15 protein-coding genes are annotated in these 16649 nt (G+C 69.0%); 10 read left to right on the top strand and 5 right to left on the bottom strand.

Features of this window, described 5'->3' with window-relative positions:
* The 3 genes from JZ791_RS32635 to JZ791_RS32625 all read right to left on the bottom strand — a co-directional run.
* Positions 1-1658, bottom strand: a 1658-nt coding sequence (locus tag JZ791_RS32635; RefSeq protein ID WP_216899780.1) for an acyl-CoA dehydrogenase, incomplete at its 3' end; no start/stop codon positions are given.
* 118 nt (positions 1659-1776) lie between these two features.
* Positions 1777-2346, bottom strand: a complete 570-nt coding sequence (locus JZ791_RS32630) for a TetR/AcrR family transcriptional regulator (protein ID WP_216899779.1) — start codon at positions 2344-2346, stop codon at positions 1777-1779.
* The gene (locus tag JZ791_RS32625; protein ID WP_216899778.1) at positions 2339-3565 is read right to left on the bottom strand and encodes a cytochrome P450; all 1227 of its coding nucleotides are present in this window, start codon (positions 3563-3565) and stop codon (positions 2339-2341) included. The genes JZ791_RS32630 and JZ791_RS32625 overlap by 8 nt, the downstream gene beginning before the upstream one ends.
* Positions 3566-3751: 186 nt before the next feature.
* Here JZ791_RS32625 and JZ791_RS32620 point away from each other — a divergent pair, with 186 nt between their 5' ends.
* From JZ791_RS32620 to JZ791_RS32575, 10 genes are all read left to right on the top strand, one after another.
* Positions 3752-5023 (top strand): GlnX family signal transduction membrane protein, encoded by a 1272-nt coding sequence (locus tag JZ791_RS32620; RefSeq protein ID WP_254206721.1) that lies wholly within the window; start codon positions 3752-3754, stop codon positions 5021-5023.
* Positions 5024-5073: 50 nt separating this feature from the next.
* On the top strand, positions 5074-5991 hold the full coding sequence (locus JZ791_RS32615; RefSeq protein WP_438804580.1) for a glutamate ABC transporter substrate-binding protein: 918 nt from the start codon (positions 5074-5076) through the stop codon (positions 5989-5991).
* Positions 5992-5999: 8 nt separating this feature from the next.
* Positions 6000-7160, top strand: coding sequence for a hypothetical protein (locus tag JZ791_RS32610; protein WP_216899776.1), 1161 nt, complete (start codon positions 6000-6002; stop codon positions 7158-7160).
* A complete protein-coding gene (locus JZ791_RS32605; RefSeq protein ID WP_254206720.1) occupies positions 7157-8329 on the top strand; it encodes a PP2C family protein-serine/threonine phosphatase in 1173 nt (390 codons plus the stop codon). The genes JZ791_RS32610 and JZ791_RS32605 overlap by 4 nt, the downstream gene beginning before the upstream one ends.
* A complete protein-coding gene (locus JZ791_RS32600) occupies positions 8326-9609 on the top strand; it encodes a vWA domain-containing protein (RefSeq protein WP_216899775.1) in 1284 nt (427 codons plus the stop codon). The genes JZ791_RS32605 and JZ791_RS32600 overlap by 4 nt, the downstream gene beginning before the upstream one ends.
* Before the next feature lie 5 nt (positions 9610-9614).
* Entirely contained in the window at positions 9615-10310 is a 696-nt protein-coding gene (locus JZ791_RS32595) for an FHA domain-containing protein (RefSeq protein WP_216899774.1), read from the top strand.
* A gap of 286 nt (positions 10311-10596) precedes the next feature.
* Positions 10597-12093, top strand: a complete 1497-nt coding sequence (locus tag JZ791_RS32590) for an amino acid permease (RefSeq protein ID WP_216899773.1) — start codon at positions 10597-10599, stop codon at positions 12091-12093.
* 96 nt (positions 12094-12189) lie between these two features.
* Entirely contained in the window at positions 12190-13068 is an 879-nt protein-coding gene (locus JZ791_RS32585; protein ID WP_216899772.1) for a heavy metal-binding domain-containing protein, read from the top strand.
* A gap of 49 nt (positions 13069-13117) precedes the next feature.
* Positions 13118-13903 (top strand): heavy metal-binding domain-containing protein, encoded by a 786-nt coding sequence (locus JZ791_RS32580; protein WP_216899783.1) that lies wholly within the window; start codon positions 13118-13120, stop codon positions 13901-13903.
* A 10-nt stretch (positions 13904-13913) separates the two neighbouring features.
* Entirely contained in the window at positions 13914-14330 is a 417-nt protein-coding gene (locus JZ791_RS32575) for a hypothetical protein (protein ID WP_216899771.1), read from the top strand.
* 9 nt (positions 14331-14339) lie between these two features.
* Here the strand turns inward: JZ791_RS32575 and JZ791_RS32570 are convergent, their stop codons facing one another.
* Both JZ791_RS32570 and JZ791_RS32565 read right to left on the bottom strand, forming a co-directional pair.
* Positions 14340-15458 (bottom strand): amidase family protein, encoded by a 1119-nt coding sequence (locus JZ791_RS32570; protein ID WP_216899770.1) that lies wholly within the window; start codon positions 15456-15458, stop codon positions 14340-14342.
* Positions 15455-16537, bottom strand: coding sequence for an acetamidase/formamidase family protein (locus JZ791_RS32565; RefSeq protein ID WP_216899769.1), 1083 nt, complete (start codon positions 16535-16537; stop codon positions 15455-15457). Before JZ791_RS32565 ends, JZ791_RS32570 begins: the two co-directional genes overlap by 4 nt.
* Positions 16538-16649: the final 112 nt, after the last annotated feature.

Raw genomic sequence — 16649 nt, 5'->3', positions numbered from 1 at the left:
GTGTGGGGGTGGGCGGCGACGGACTGTTCCAGCCAGATCCAGGCCAGGACCGTGTGGCCGACGGCTTCCAGGTAGGCCGATGAATTGGCCAGGGCCAGTTCGGGGTTGGCATCCTTCCAGAGCAGGGCGGTGCTGGTGGCGATGCGCTGGGTGGCGTGGGCCAGGGCATCGGCGAAATCGCCCAGTTCGGGGTCGCCGGTGGAGCGGGCAGTGGTGATGGTGTCGGCGATCGTGTCCAGGAGCAGGGACAGGGCCGAGCCGTTGTCGGTGGTGACCGCGCGACCCAGCAGGTCTAGGCTCTGGATGCCGTGGGTGCCCTCGTGGATGGGGTTGAGGCGGTTGTCGCGGTAGTGCTGTTCGACGTCGTAGTCGCGGGTGTAGCCCGCGCCGCCGTGGACCTGGATGGCCAGGTCGTTGGCGGCCAGGCACCACTGGCTGGGCCAGCTCTTGGCGATGGGGGTCAGCACGCGCAGCAGGGTTTCGGCGCGGGTGCGCTCGGAATCGGTTGTGGCGCTGCGCTGGTCGTCGATGAGGGTGGCGCAGTACAGCTGCAGCGCGAGCGCGCCCTCGGTGTAGGACTTCTGCGCCAGCAGCATGCGGCGTACGTCGGGGTGCTCGACGATCGGCACCTGCGGGCCGTCTTTGACTCCGTTCGGGCGGCCCTGCGGGCGGCCCCGTGCGTAGTCCAGGGCCTTGAGGTAGCCGGTGTAGCCCAGAGCCGTCGCCGCCAGGCCGATGCCGAGGCGGGCCTCGTTCATCATGTGGAACATATAGGACAGGCCGCGGTGCTCACGGCCCACGAGATAGCCGATCGCGCCCGGCCGCCCGCCGGGGGTGAACGCACCGTCGCCGAACACCGGAGCGGTGTTGACCGTGCCGCGCCAGCCCATCTTGTGGTTGATCCCGGCCAGCACGACGTCGTTGTGCTCGCCGAGCGAACCATCCTCGGCCGGAAGATATTTCGGCACGATGAACAGCGAGATACCGCGGGTGCCCGACGGCCCGCCGGGGATCTTGGCCAGCACCAGGTGGACGATGTTCTCCGAGAGTTCGTGATCGCCGCCGGAGATCCACATCTTGCGGCCGAACAGGCGATAGGCACCGTCCTGCTGGGGTTCGGCCCGAGTGGTGATGTCGGCCAGGTTCGAGCCCGCCTGGGGTTCGGACAGGGCCATCGTGCCGAAATAGCGGCCCTGCACCATCGGCAGGACGAACCGGTCGATCTGCTCGTCGGAGGCGTGCGCCGCGAGCAGATTCGCATTGCCCATGGTGAGCAGCGGATAGCTGGTGGTACCGGCGTTGGCCGCGTAGAACCAGGCCATGCAGGCGGTGAACACAGTATGCGGCAGCTGCATGCCGCCGACGCGCTCATCCATGGCCGCCCCGATCAGCCCCGCCTCGGTGAAGGCGTCCAGCGCGCGCTTGACCTCGGGCAGGATATGCACCTTCTCGCCGTCGAAGGTCGGCTCCTGCAGATCGCCCGCGCGGTTGTGCGGGGCGAAATACTTCGCCGCGAGCTCGGCGGACAGCTCGAGCACCTGATCGAAGGTCTCCCGGGAGTGCTCCCGGTAGCGTTCGCGCTCGGTCAGCCGCGCGACATTCAGCCAGTCGTACAACAGGAACTCGAGGTCGCGGGCGGACATGATCAGCGAATCCATGCCTCCCAGCCTTGCGATCGCGGGCGGCGCGCGCAAGTCCTTCCCACCCATCCGCACTCGATGCCGTGGGATGCACCCTGTGCAGGGGGTTCGCGGCACCGGAACGGGCGTGGACCGATCAGTGAGTGGGAGCGAACAGCGGGGCGAGGAACCGGGACAGCATCTCGCGTTCCTCGTCCTCGTCGCGGCCGGGAACGGTCAGCAGCGAGACGATGATCCGGGTCAGCCACCGGGCCAGTAGCGCGGAATCCGATTGCCCGGCGCCGCTGTCCGGAGCATTCAACCCTCCGGCGATCGATTCGATGACCTGCGAGGTCTGCGCGATCTCGATCGCCAGCCCGGCATCCCCGGGACGGAACCAGGAGATCAGCAGCGGATCCGCGCGCACCGCCCGCAGGCTGGCCAGCACACCCGCCACCGCGCGCTCGCCCGGATCGGTGATATCGCCGATCTCCGCGGTGACCTGGGTGCCGACGCGCCGGGCCGACCGGTGCACGAAGGCCAGCTGCACCGCTTGCCTGCTGTCGAAATAGCGGTACAGCGTGGCCCGGGAGCAGCCCGCCGCCCGGGCGATATCGGCCATCTGCGTGGCGGCGACCCCACGCTCGGTGAACAATCGCGCCGCCGCGTCGAGGATGCGCTCGGCCGCCCGCAACGACCGATCCTCACCCAGCCAATCGCTACTCATGGGCGAGAAACGGCACGCTTACCGGCCAGCGCACATAGCTGCCGTCGGTGTAGCGGACCTGGTCGATGTCGACGGTGAATTCCGGGCAGCGGGCCAGTAGTTCGGTCAGTGCGATGGTGGCCTGCATGCGCGCGGCGGCCGAGCCGAGGCAGTGGTGGTTGCCGTTGCCGAAGGTGAGGATGTTGCGCGGGTTGCGGGTGACGTCGAGTTCGGCTGCGTCGGAGCCGTATTCGCGCTCGTCGTGGTTGGCCGAGCCGTACAGCAGCAGGACCCGGCGGCCCGCGGGTATGGTCCCGCCGTCGAGTTCGACATCGCGGGTCGTGGTGCGGGCCAGGCCCTGGACCGGTGAGGTGAGGCGCAGGAACTCGTCGACGGAACCGGGGATCAGGCCCGGATCGTCCAGTAGTCGCTGCCGCTGCTCGGGATGCTGGGTCAGCAGTTGTACCGCGCCGCCGAGGTTTCCGGTGGTGGTGTCGTTACCCCCGGTGATCATGGTGAAGGCGAAGCCCAGGATCTGCAGTATCCCGCCGACGTCGCCGTCCGTGCCCAGGCCGGAGGCGACCAGATGGGAGACGGTGTCGTCGCCCGGTGCGGTACGGCGCTTTTCGATCAGCGCGGTGAAGTAGCCCATCAGCTCGGTCACCGCGGCGTGCGCGCCCAGCACGCCCTCGGCCCCGGCGGCAGAGGCGGCGACGATCGCCTCGCTCCACCCGTCGAACTTCTCCCGATCCTCTTCGGGCACACCGAGATAGTGCGCGACGACCATGGTGGGCAACGGCTTGAACAGTTCGGCGGTGATATCGCCGCCACCCGCCGCGCGCAGCCGTTCGATCCGTTCGATGACGAATTCCCGGACGGCGGGGCTGATCTCCTGCACCTGGCGCGGGGTGAACCCCTTGGCGACCCGGCGGCGGAACTCCGTGTGCTCGGGCGGGTCGGTGAAGACGAACGGCCGGTTCTCGCCGAGCCCGATCTCGCTCAGGTTGTTGTAGTCGACCGTCAAACCCTGTGCGGAGGAGAAGGTTTCGGGATCACGCACGGCGTCGTATACGTCGCTGTACCGGGACAGGACGTAGTAGTCCTCGTCCGGGCGCCCGGCGGGGATCACATGATGCACCGGATCGTGCTCCCGCAGCGCGGCGTACATCCCCCAGGGATCGCGCCAGGACTCGCCGGAGCAGAGCTCGAATCGTACGGACTGAGACATATCGTCGCTCATGTCTCAACAGTAAGGCGAATGAATACGCATGTCCAGAAGTAATCGTTCGGCGAACCGATATCACCTCCCGTACGATCGCCTGCAAGACTCCGGCACGGCGGACTCGCCGACGCCGGAGTGTGCTCCGCTACACCGGTGTGCCGCCCGGCCGCGGAGCCCGCACGGCATGCAGGAGGGGGAGGGAGCTTGGGAGTTCGTACACCGGCGTCACTCCGCACGGGCGTGGATCTGCTGCGGCGCGTGGCCGCCACCACCCCCGGCGTGATCACCGTGATCGCCGCCGTTGCCGTGGTGCTGTGCTTGGTGACGGGTCTGGTGTGCGTGAACGAGTTGAGCGGCAAGACCGCTCGCCGGGATGCCTCCCTGCAACGCGCCGAGCCACTGGATTACGCGGCGCAACGCCTGTATGTCGCACTGTCCCAGGCCGATACCAGCGCCGCGACCGCATTTCTGTCCGGCGGCGTCGAATCCCCGCAGGTCCGGGCGCAGTATCAGCAGGCCCTGGCCGATGCGGCCGACGCACTGGCCACCGCGACCACCGGCACGAACGATCCGGGGTCCCGCCGGCTCGTCGCGCAGATCGATGCGGATCTGCCCGTCTACGCCGGCCTGGTGGAGTCGGCCCGGGCGAACAACCGGCAGGGCTTCCCGGTCGGGTCGGCCTATCTGCGCGAGGCCTCGAGCCTGATGCAGACCTCGTTGCTGCCCAGCGCCGCCGAACTCACCACCGAGCGCTTCGCGGCGCTCCGCGACGATCAGCGCGCCATCACCGGACCGCCGTGGCCGGCGATCGGGCTGCTGCTGGTGGTGCTGATCGGCGCCGTGGCGGGCACGCGAGTTCTGCTGCGGCGCACCAACCGGCTGTTCAACCTCGGCCTGCTGTTCGCTGCGGGCGCCGCGGTGCTGGCACTGGTGTGGGTGGTGGGTGCGACGTTCGTATCGTCCGGTGCGGTCGATACCGGCGCGCGTGGTCCGACCGTTCGCGCCGAGGATTTGGCGCAGGCCCGGATCCTGGGACAGCAGGCCCGCACCGACGAGACGCTCGAGCTGATCACCCGCGGCGACACCACCTCCACCGAGGCGGACTTCGCGACCAAGACCGCCACCCTGCGCGACCGGCTCACCGCCGGGGCCGGGTCGAATTCGCCTTTGTCGCAGCAGCTTTCACACTGGGTTGCGGGGCACGGCATCCAGGTCCAGGACTACAGCGCGGCGAACTACCCGGCCGCGATCGATCAGGCGATCGGCGCCGCGCCCACCGCCTCGGCCGCGACCTTCACCGGTCTGGACACCGCCATCGGCGACAGCCTCGGCCGGACCCGGACGCAACTGCGTGACCAGATCGCCTCCGCCGGTGACTCCTGGATCGGCGCCGCCGCGGGCACACTGGTGTTGATGGTGTTCGCGGCCGTTGCCGTCGTCGCCGGACTATGGCCGCGGTTGAAGGAGTTTCAGTGAACCGGTGCGCGCGGCTGCTTCGATCGCTGGCGGTCCTGGCAGCGGTGGGGATGCTCGCGGGCTGCGGCGCGCAGGCCGGGGTGCCGCAGGCCACGCAGGTATCGCCGGTGGGCCCGCGGCCGCCGGACTCCCAGCCGATCACCCAGTCCACGCCGGCCGATGGCCAGTGCGGTGACATGACGGCCAGCCTCACGCCGACATCCGGCGCGTTCCCGCCGGATTCGACGATGGCGCGGATCGTGGCCAAGGGCAGGCTCACCGTCGGGGTCGATCAGAACACCTACCTGTTCGGCTTCCGCAATCCGTCCACCGGTCAGCTGCAGGGTTTCGACATCGATCTGGCGCGCGAGATAGCCCGCGACCTGTTCGGCGATCCGAACCGGATCGAATGGCGCATCGTCACGACCGCCGAGCGAGTGCCCGCGCTCACGAGCCACCAGGTGGACCTGGTCGTGCGCACCTTCTCGGTCACCTGCGACCGCCTGCGCGACATCGCCTACTCCAGTGTGTATTTCGCCGCGCCGGAACGTATTCTCGCCGCGCGAAACTCCGGTATCCGCACCGCCGCGGATCTGGCCGGCAAACGGGTCTGCGTGACCGTGGGCGCGGATTCGGCGGATCCGCTGTTCGCGATGCACCTGGCGCAACCGCCGACCGTGCTGGGCGTCACGAACTGGACCGACTGCCTGGTCGCCCTGCAGCAGGGCCAGGTCGACGCGGTCAGCACCGACGAGCCCATCCTCGCGGGCCTCGCCGCCCAGGACCCCAATCTGCAGATAGTCGGCGACCCGCTGGGATACGAGAATTACGCGGTCGGTGTGCCCAAGGGCCAGGACGATATGGTCCGCTTCGTCAACGGCGTGCTGAGCCGCATCCGCACCGACGGCACCTGGCAGCGGCTCTACAACCAGGACCTGACCGCACTGGGTCCCTCGTCCGGCCCCCCGGCCCCGCATTACAGCGGATGAGGCCACCGATGAACGCGCTCACCGTCGCGGAGATCGATATCGAATTAGCCGCGCGCACAGGGGAAGTCGACACCCTCGCCGCGACCCTGGTGGACCTGGACCGGCATCCGGGCCTGGTGCTGCTGCGCGGCTTTCCGCCGTCCGGCCGCACCCTGGAGCGGTGGCGCCCGCTCGCGCGGCTGCTCGACCTGATGTGGGACGACTTCGGCCGTGCACAGGCGATTCTGGATTCCGCGCGCGCGATCCGGACCAAGCGCGGCAAACTCGGCGACACCGAGCGCGGCGAGCTCACCAGGCTGCTGCGTGATCACCCGCAGCAGATGCTGCCGAGCCCGATCCCGGCGGCGCAGCGGCCGAACGAGCCCGGGGTGCTGCTGGTAGGACTGTCCGACACCCTCGAACGGATGCGAGAGGCGATCCCCCGGATCACCGAATTCCTCGACGCCGTCGACGCGATCAACAGCCGGGTGCTGGCCGCGCTGACGCCGATCCAGACCAGACTGGATGAATTCGGCGGGATCACAACGGAATTGCGTGCGATCGCCGCCGGAGTCACCGATCTGCTCGGGCGCTCGGCCACCGATCCGCTGACACTGACCCCGGCCGATATCGACACGTGCGCCGCAGATCTGGCGCGGCGCCTGGACCGCGAGGTTCGAGGGCTGACGGAAATGCGCGCGCTGAGCGCGGATTGGCCCGCGGCCATCGCCGAGACCCGCGAGCGGCTCGATGCGATCGGCGCGGTTGCCGAGCGCGCGGCCGAGGTGCGGGAGCAGGCGCAGCTGAAGATCCGCACCGCGCCGCTGCCCGTGCTCGAAGACGAAACCGTCTCGCTGCGAGCCGAACTCGACGCGCTGGCGGCCGGACCGTCCGGCGCCCAGGCGCTGGTGGAGCTGCGTCGGCGCATCGCCGCCGCGCACACCCGCGCTCAGCAGTCGGTGGATTTGGCGCAGGGCCTGCTGGACCGGCGTGCCGAGTTGCGTGGACGCCTGGGCGCGTACCAGGCCAAGGCGGCCCGCCTCGGCGTCAGCGAGGAGCGGGATGTGCTGTCCGCCAATCGGATAGCCGCCGACCTGCTCGACCACAAGCCCTGTGACCTGGCGGCGGTCACCCGGGCCGTTGCCGACTATCAGCAACTGATCGGCCAAGCGGCGGGGAGGCAAGGATGAACCGGGAAGGCGGTCGAGAACCCAGGGTGGGCGAATCATCGAGCCAGCAGCGGAAGTGGACGGATATCGTCCGGGGAACGGCGGAGCCGGGTCGAGACGACGACTCGCGCGAACCGGACACTCCCGAGGCCGCCGCGGTGGTCCGGCACTGCCCGCAGTGCGGCGCCGGAGCCCGGGGCGCCGACCGGTACTGCGAGCAGTGCGGGCGTGAACTCTCGATCGACCGCGCGGTGCTGCCGGACCGGACCGTCGATCCCGCGGCGGTGTGCGCCGAATGCGGTGCGACGGAATTCGATCCGGACGGCTACTGCGCGGCGTGCGGTGAACTGCGTCGCCTGCCCGATCGCAGCGAGGCCGATCTGGGTGCGGTGCAGCTGATCACCGATCGCGGCCTGGTGCACGCACGCAACGAGGATGCCGTCGCGGCCGCGGTCCTGCACGGCGAGGCCGGGCCCACGGTCGTGATCGCGGTCTGCGACGGGGTGTCCACCTCGGAGGATCCCCAGCTGGCCGCCGAGGCCGGTGCGCGCGGCGGCGTGGATGCGTGCCTGGCCGCGATGGCCGCCGATCGCGCCACGGACGAGGCCGTGATGGCGGGGCTCGCCGCGGCATTCGACGCGGTGCGGGGTGTGTCGCGGGGCGCCGGTCATTCCCCGTCCTGCACCTATGTGTCCGCGGTGCTGCGGCCCTCGGGCGGTGCGGACGAATTCGAGATCACGATCGCGAACGTCGGTGACAGCCGCGCCTATTGGCTGTCCGTGGACGAGGCCCGCGGGCTGCCGCCCTCGCAGCGACTATCGGTGGATGACTCCTGGGCGCAGGCCCTGGTGACCGCCGGGGTGATGGACGAACAGGCGGCGATGCGGGATCCGCGCGCGCATGCGCTGGTCCGCTGGCTGGGTGCGGACGCCGAGCACAAGGCCGCCGATACCCGGATATCCACAGTGCAGGTGCGCGGACCGGGCGTATTGCTGCTGTGCAGCGACGGGCTGTGGAACTACCTGTCCGACCCGGTGAGCCTGGCGGCGATCGCGACCGCGTCGCAGCCGCGCCGGGCCGCCCGTGATCTGGTCGAGTACGCCCTGGCCGGAGGGGGGAACGACAACATCACCGTCGCGCTCGCCGCGGTGGGAACGAAAGTCGATGAGCTGCGAGGAGCGGAAAGTTGAGTTCGCCGGACATCGAGGGCATTTCGGTTGCCGTCGACCAGAACCAGTACCTGGCTGACGGCGCCGATACGGTCGACGCGGTCGTCACGGTGCAGACCGACGCCGATTTCGCCGGGGCCGAGCCCGTACAGGACCGGCTGGAGATCATCATCATCGACTGTTCGGGGTCGATGGCCGCGAAGGACCGGTTCGCCGGTGCGCGTGATGCCACCATCGCGGCGTTGGCCGAGCTGGCCGACGGCACGCTGTTCGCCATCGTGAAGGGCACCCACGAGGGGGAGGTGGTGTTCCCCGCACGCGGCCCGCTGCAGCGCGCGAGCGCCGAATCTCGCATCGCCGCACGAGAAGCCCTGGACAGGCTGCGCCCGTACGGCGGCACCGCCATGGGCACGTGGCTGGGCGTGGCGCGGCAGGTGGCCGGGCAGTATCCGCAGGCTATGGCGCACGCCATCCTGCTCACCGACGGTAAGAACGAGCACGAGGAGCCGGAGCACCTCGCCGAGGAGATCCGGCAGTCGCAGGGCGCGTTCACCTGCGACTGCCGCGGCGTCGGAACCGGGTACGTGGTCGAGGAGCTGCGCACCATCGCCTCCGGGCTGCTCGGATCGGTCGACGTGGTCCAGCAGGGTTCGGGACTGGTCGCCGACTTCCAGGCCATGATGCAGGCGTCGATGGGCCGCTCGATCCCCGAACTGACGCTGCGGGTGTGGACGCCCGCGGGCGCGACGGTCCGATTCGTCAAGCAGGTCGCCCCGCAGATCCAGGATCTGACCGACCGCCGCGTCGAGACAGGCGCGCAGGTAGGGGAATATCCGCTGGGCGCGTGGGGCGTGGAGGACCGGGATTACCACGTGCAGGTGCGGCTGGAGCCGGCGGTGCCGGGACGGGAGAAGCTGGCCGCGCGGATCAGCGTGGTGGCCGGGGAGGAGACGGTCGGGCAGGGTCTGGTGAAAGCGGTGTGGACGACCGACTCGGAGTTGTCGGCCCGGATCAGCGGGCGCGTGGCGCACTACACCGGGCAGGCCGAACTCGCCCAGGCGGTGCAGGACGGCCTGGCGGCGCGTAAGCAGGGCGACCTGGACACCGCGACCGCCAAGTTGCAGCGTGCGGTGCGACTGGCGGCGGAGTCCGGAAACGAGGGCACCGCAAAGCTTTTGCGTAATGTGGTCGAGGTGGACGAGCGCACCGGCACAGTGCGGCTGCGGCGTGACATCGACACCTTCGACGAGATGGCTCTGGACGCGAGATCCACCAAGACCGCGCGAGTCCGAAAGGAATAGCGGCGATGACGTGTCCCGAGGGCCATCAGACGCGGGCAACCGACTACTGCGATGTGTGCGGCGCGGCCATCGGCGGTCCGGAGCCGGTGACGGCGCAGGTGCCATGCCCGGCCTGCGGTGCGACGACCTCCGGCCGGTTCTGCGAGGTCTGCGGCCATGATTCGGCCCTGCCCGCGCCCGAGACGCCGCCCGCCGTCATGGCGGGCCCGGACCTGTCCGACCCCGGCCCGGCGACGGCCGAATCACCGGGCACGCCACCCGACTTCGTTGGGTCTTTGCTGAGAACCCCCGCCAAGCAGTCTGTTTGGATCGCGACTGTCGACGCGGATCGTGACTTCTTCGAGCGGGTGCTGGCCCGCAACGGCCCCGACGCCGAGCGAGTCGAGTTCCCGGGTTACTATCCGTCCCGCCGTATCTCGTTGCAGGGCAGTGATTTCCTGATCGGCAAGCGCAGCGTGTCGCAGGGCGTGCAACCCGATATCGATATGGGCATCGCCCCGGCCGATATCGGCGTCTCCCGCTCGCACGCCCGCCTGCACCTGGACGAGGCCGGCATCACCGTCACCGACCTGGGCTCCACCAACGGCACCAGCCTCAACGGCAGTGACGATCTGATCCCGGCCCACACCCCGATCCCGCTGCGCAGCGGCGACCGCATCCACGTCGGCGGCTGGACCACCATCACCGTCGTAGCCGAATAGGTTGTTGCGCTAGAGGAGTCGAGCCGTATGACCGCTCGCCGTTCATTCGGATGTCCGGACGCAGTGACAGCGATCCTTCGGCCCGCGGCCGCGGCTGTGCGGCCCCTCCCTCGCCGGCAGTCGCTCGGCCGTTGATTCCGCCTGTTGCCGCCGGAAGGGCATACCGGATGGCCGACCGGTTTGTCTTATCGGACGAAATCGCCCGGATTTGTTCATGAAGCCGGACAATCTTCGTGTTACCGCTCACACCTAGACTGCCCCGATCGGTCAGTACAAGGAGCAGCACATGCCAGCCAGTCCAGCAATGCGCGAACTCTTCCGGCGCAAGCCCATCGAGCAGATCGACGAGCCCGAGACCGGTGGGCTGACACGGGTTCTGGGCCTGTGGCAGCTCACCGCGATCGGCGTCGGGGGGATCATCGGCGCCGGGATCTTCGCTCTCGCGGGGTCCGTCGCGCACGGTACGGCCGGTCCGGCGGTGCTGATTTCCTTCCTCATCGCCGGTGTCGCCAGTGCCGCGGCCGCGCTGTCCTACGCCGAATTCGCGGGGATGATCCCGAAGGCCGGGTCGGCCTACACCTACGGCTATGCGGTTCTGGGTGAGCCGGTGGGCTGGTTCATCGGGTGGGATCTGTTGCTGGAGTACACCGCGATCGTGGCGGTCGTGGCCATCGGCATCTCCGGATATATCGAATATCTGCTGGAGCAGTTGAACATTCACCTCCCGGTGTGGATGCTCGGCGCGCCCGGTACCGGCGCGGGTCACAAGGTGGATCTGTTCGCGGCGCTGCTGTGCCTGCTGATCGCCTTCATGCTCAACCAGGGCATCAAGGCGGCGGCGCGGTTCGAGACGGCCGTCGTCGCCGTGAAGATCGTCGTCGTGCTGATCGTGATCGTGGTCGGCTTCTTCTATATCAAGTCCGGCAACTATCACCCGTACTTCCCGTTCGGCTTCGGCGGCGCGGTGACCGGCGCGTCCACGGTGTTCTTCGCGGTCTTCGGCTACGACGCGATGTCCACCGCGGCCGAGGAGTCGGTGGACGCCAAACGTCATCTGCCCAAGGCGATCATGTACTCCCTGGGCATCTCGATGGTGCTGTACGTGCTGGTCTGCCTGGTGCTCACCGGTATGCAGCACTACACCGACATCAACCCCAAGAGCGGGCTGTCCACCGCGTTCAAGTCCGTCGGCCTGTCCGGCCTGGGCAGCCTCATCGCGGCGGGGGCGATCATCGGCATCACGACGGTGCTGTTCACGTTCATGCTGGGCGTCACCCGCATCTGGTTCTCGATGAGCCGCGACGGCCTGCTGCCGCAGTGGTTCGCCAAGACCCACCCGACCAAGCACGTGCCCACCCGGATCACCTGGATCGCGGGGGCGGCTTCGGCGGCGATCGCCGGGCTCATGCCGATCGGGTCCGCGGCCGAGCTGACCAATATCGGCATCCTGCTGGCGTTCGTGGTGGTGTGCGCGGCGGTGATCGTGCTGCGGTACCGCCAGCCCGAGATCCCGCGCACCTTCCGCACCCCGCTGATGCCGATCGTGCCGCTGGTCGGTATCGCCTTCTCGATCTGGCTGATCACCTATCTGCAGCCGCTCACCTGGCTACGGTTCGCGGTGTGGTTCGTGATCGGCATGATCATCTATTTCGGCTACAGCCGCCGCCATTCGGCCCTTGCCCCCGATTCCGTCCGAGATCGTCCCGGTCTGCTGGCCCGCCTCCGTAGTTCATCCGAACTGAGCTCTATCAGGGCGATGTTCGCTGGGCGCGGTCGAAGGTAGCGACACAGCCAGGCACCTTTGGTGGACGGCGGCGCGCGGTCCTCGGGCGTGGAAGGATGGACGGGGATCGCGTGAGCGCGGGAAGGAGGCCGGGAGGTGACGAGCGGGGACGGCGCGTGGCTGCCGCAGGCGGCACAGGATCGGCTGGCGCGTTTTTCGACCTCCGGTGTGCGCACATCGTTGCTGTCCGTGCCGGGTGCGGTCGGTATCGAATCGGTGGGGTTGACCCCGGTCGCGGAGGTGATGGGCTGCATCGTGCAGCAGATCGGCTGGACCGCCACGGGTGGTTACGGCGGCTACGGCGCGCCGGGTTTCGGGATGGGGATGTCGTACGGGTACGCGGTCGACTTCCGGCCCTACGTGCAGGCGCTCTATCACGGCTACAACACCGCCCTGGCCCGGATGGTCACCGAGGCGGCCGCGATGGGCGCGGACGGCGTGGTCGACGTGCGGATCACCCGCAGCCATCTGGGCCAGAGCAACCATGAATTCATCGCCCTCGGCAGCGCGGTCCGGGCGCGATCCACGCGGCGGCCCGCGCAGCCGTTCACCACGGAGCTGTCCGGTCCGGACGTGGCTAAGCTGATGCAGGCGGGATGGGCGCCGGCCCGGATCGCCATCGGCATCGCGGTGCAGGCGCAGTACCTGGACTGGCGCAGCCGCAATCAGATGAGCGTCATGGCCGGTAATACGGAGGTCGCCGGCCCGACGGAGCTGGTCACCCTGGTCCGGCATCAGGCCAGGGACACCTTCGGCGGCCAGGCCCGCGAGGCCGGCGCCGACGGGGCCATCGTGTCGGATATCCAGTTGCGCACCTGGGAGGAGGGTGACGACAACGCCATCCTGCTCGGCGCGGAGGCGAAGGTCTTCGGCACCGCGATATCCCGCTTCCACACCGGTCCGCGCGCACCCCGCAACGCTCTGACGATCATGCCGCTGCGGTCTGTGCAGCAGGGCCCCACGAGAAAGCGGTAACTCTATGACCAGTGCCGACGAGCAGCAGCAGACCATCCCCGAAGATGCGATGCGCCGCCTGAACGAGATGCGTCCGGGCCAGAGCACCACACTGTTCACCTCGGACCTGAGCGTCAACGAATTCCTGCTGGTGCGCGAGGCCGGATTCCGGCCGCTGGGCATGGTGCTCGGCTCGAGCATCTACCACGTCGGCTTCCAGTTCGGCCGCTGGAGCAAGAACCAGGAGCTGGAGACGCTGTCGAACGCGATGTACCACGCGCGGGAACTGGCGATGAGCCGCATGGAGGCCGAGGCCGACGTGCTGGGCGCCGACGGGATCGTCGGGGTGCGCCTGGACATCGAGTTCAAGGAGTTCGGCAGCGACCTGGCCGAATTCATCGCGGTCGGGACAGCGGTGAAGGCCGAGGAGTCGCCGGATACGGGCTCCTGGCGCAACAACCAGAACAAGCCGTTCACCTCCGATCTGTCCGGTCAGGATTTCTGGACGCTGATCCAGTCCGGGTACGCGCCGCTGGGCATGGTCATGGGGACGTGCGTGTATCACATCGCGCACCAACGGTTCCGGCAGGCGCTGGGCAACATCGGGCAGAACGTGGAGATCCCGCAGTACACCGAGGCGCTGTACGACGCGCGCGAGCTGGCCATGTCCCGGATGCAGGCCGAGGCGGAGGGCCTGCACGCGGAGGGCATCGTCGGGGTGCAGCTGCTGTCACTGCCGCACCGCTGGGGCGGGCACACCACCGAATTCTTCTCCATCGGCACCGCCATCCGGCCGCTGCGCAGCGATCACCACATCGCCAAACCGCAACTCGTGCTGCCGCTGGTGGATTCGTAGAGGTGCGGTCGTGACGGGTGGAGAGATCGTCCCGATCTGGGATATGCACATGATGATCGCCTCGCTGCGGGCCGACCGCGGCGACGTCGAATCCTATGGCCGGGTCCTGACGAATGTGCTGGGCGACGCGCTGCCCGAGGGCATGGTCGAGGTCGACTACCGGCGCAGCATGAGCGACCGGATGAGTGGCAAACCCGGTCAGGCCGTAGCTGTTCGGGTGCACGCGCCGGAACGGGAGCTCGAGCTGCGCCAAGGCCGGCGCGGCGGCGTCGAGGCCGAGGTGCGCAGCGTCGTACGCGGCGTGACGATCAGCCGCAAACAGGTCGGTATCGACGAATGGCTCACGGAGCTGGCGCAGGAGCTGAACAAACTGGCCGCCCGCGACGCCGCCGCGCGTGCCGCGATGGCCCAGCTGTTCGGCGATTGACCGAAGGGGTCAGTGCAGCAGTTCCGCCGTGGTGAGCAGTGATTCGTCGCTGCCTGGGGACGCGATGAGCGAAAGCCCCAGGGGCAGGCCATCGATGCGCGTGACGGGCAGGCTGAGTGCGGGTGCGCCCAGAATGGGCGCGAGGCAGGTGAGCCGGACGACCGCCGCGCGTCCGGACCCCGGATCCGCCAGCAGCGGTGCGGGATACGGGGTGGCGGGCAGGGCGAGCACGCGGTCGTCCGCGAGGGCGCGCAGGATCCGATCCGAGGCCGTGCGCAGCACCGCATGGGCCTCGGCGGCCATGCGCGGGGTGACCTCCGCGGCCAATTCCAGACGCGCGGAGACGTTGCGGCCGAAGATCGGCCGCTCCTGCCGCACCCATTCGCCGTGCTGTTCCCACACTTCCGCGGCCTGTGCCGTACTGAACGCCGCGCGCACCCGATCCCAGCCGCCGGTGTCGAACAGCGGTGTCGTGGTGAGTTCGAATCCGGCGCCGACGAGCCGGGTCAAGGTGCCACGCAACACCTTTCGCACCGTTTCGGCGACCGGGACATCGGCGGGCCACCAGATCGTGCGCGGCCGGGCGGCGGCTCCGACGTCGTCCAGCAGAAGCCTGGCGCCTGCGCCCAGCGTCGTCAGATCGCGGGCCAGTAGCGCGGGCACATCGAAAGACGGCGCCAGTGGCACGATTCCCGCGCGTGGGGCGCGAGAGTGTGTGGGGCGCAGGCCGAACAGACCGGTATAGGAGGCGGGTACGCGGATCGATCCGGCGGTATCGGTGCCCAGCCCGAGGTCGGCCAGCCCGGCCGCGACCACGGTGGCGGTTCCGCTGGACGAACCGCCCGGCATCCGGTCCGGCGCGGCCGGATTCACCGGGGTCCCGTAGTGGGCATTGGTTCCGGTGAGGCTGTAGGCCAACTCGTCGGTGTGCGTCTTGCCCACCACGGTGAACTCGGCCCGCAGCGCCCGCACCGCCGCGGCATCGTGCTTGGGGATCGAATGCGTGGCCAGCCAGCGTGGATTGCCCGCGCCGGTCGGCATATCGGCTACGTCGATCACGTCCTTCACGGCCAGCCGGCGTCCCGCGGGCGCGTCGGTGACCGGGAGCCAGGAAACGAATCCGTTCACAGCCCCTCGAGATCACTCTTGCGGATGCAGCAGTGCACACCCTTGACGACATCGACCACCTGGGAGATACGGAAATCCGCGGCCGCCGAGAGATAGGCGAGCGCGATCGAGCCCGGAATCCGGTGCCGCTCGGCCAAATACGCGATCGCGTTGCGGGTGGCCTGGGCCACCGCCAGGTCCAGATCACGGTCCAGGCCGATCACCAGATGATCGTCGCGGGTCTCGGCGAACGGCGTCGCCAGCACCGCGGCCAGGGCACGCATCTGTGGATCGGTGTGCAGACGCAGCCGCACGGTCGCGCGCAGCGGCGCCTCGAACGCGGTCAACGCGACCTCGCCGTCGCCCTGCGCGAAGTGCGGATCTCCCGCGTAGAACATCGCACCGGGCACCTGCACCGGCAGATACAGCCGGGCGCCGACGCCGAGCATCCGGATGTCCAGATTGCCGCCGTGCGGTCCCGGCGGCACGGAATGCACCGGCTCCTCGGTCGCGGCGGCCACACCCATGATGCCCAGGAAGGGGGCGAGCGGAAAGCGCAGCTCACGGCCGTCGCCGACGGCGATGACCCCGCGCCCGGTCGCGTCGACGGTCGCGATCGTGCACGTCGGCGGAACCGGTTCGCCCGGGTCGTGGTCCTGCGGCGGGCGTGGATATTCGCCCGGCAGCGCGCCCTTGCCGTGTCTGTTGCTGATCACCCCGTAGTCGGTGCGGCGACGTAGCTCGAGCACCTCCACCTCGAGCACGTCACCGGGTTGCGCGCCGGTGACCGCGATCGGTCCGGTGATCACATGCGGCCCCTGGACGGCCGGATCGTGCGCCCGCGCCTGGGCGACAAGGCTTGTATCGGAAAGGATTCCGGTGATCCCCGCAGCGGCGAAGAAGGCCGCCGGATCGCGGCCCTGATCCTCGAGGATGCCCTCGTGGCTGATCGTGTCCAGGCATACCACGGTGTCCGGGGCGACGGTCAGGACGGGCTCGGCCAGCGCGTTGGGCAGCAGTCCCCAGGAGATCAACTCCGGATCCGCCGCGAGGTACACATCACCCGTACGGGGACCGGAACGGGATTGCAACAGATTCATCGAACGATCTTTCGGCGAGACAGGAGAGTGGTCGTATACAACCACCGTGCGTGCGGTCCCGACCAGGGCCTGTGAGAAGTGCCACCGGCGCACGGTTTCGATGATTGCCGAT

Source organism: Nocardia alni, from assembly GCF_019038435.1.
In the GTDB taxonomy this organism is placed as follows: Bacteria; Actinomycetota; Actinomycetes; order Mycobacteriales; family Mycobacteriaceae; genus Nocardia; species Nocardia alni.
Note: the sequence above shows the minus strand (reverse complement) of the source record. Positions and strands in the feature narration are given on the sequence as shown.

Coding starts and splice junctions, on each gene's coding strand:
- JZ791_RS32630 (WP_216899779.1), bottom strand. CDS start 2,346: ATGAGTAGCGATTGGCTGGGTGAGGATCGGTCGTTGCGGGCGGCCGAG.
- JZ791_RS32625 (WP_216899778.1), bottom strand. CDS start 3,565: ATGAGCGACGATATGTCTCAGTCCGTACGATTCGAGCTCTGCTCCGGC.
- JZ791_RS32615 (WP_438804580.1), top strand. CDS start 5,074: ATGCTCGCGGGCTGCGGCGCGCAGGCCGGGGTGCCGCAGGCCACGCAG.
- JZ791_RS32610 (WP_216899776.1), top strand. CDS start 6,000: ATGAACGCGCTCACCGTCGCGGAGATCGATATCGAATTAGCCGCGCGC.
- JZ791_RS32605 (WP_254206720.1), top strand. CDS start 7,157: ATGAACCGGGAAGGCGGTCGAGAACCCAGGGTGGGCGAATCATCGAGC.
- JZ791_RS32595 (WP_216899774.1), top strand. CDS start 9,615: ATGACGTGTCCCGAGGGCCATCAGACGCGGGCAACCGACTACTGCGAT.
- JZ791_RS32590 (WP_216899773.1), top strand. CDS start 10,597: ATGCCAGCCAGTCCAGCAATGCGCGAACTCTTCCGGCGCAAGCCCATC.
- JZ791_RS32580 (WP_216899783.1), top strand. CDS start 13,118: ATGCGCCGCCTGAACGAGATGCGTCCGGGCCAGAGCACCACACTGTTC.
- JZ791_RS32565 (WP_216899769.1), bottom strand. CDS start 16,537: ATGAATCTGTTGCAATCCCGTTCCGGTCCCCGTACGGGTGATGTGTAC.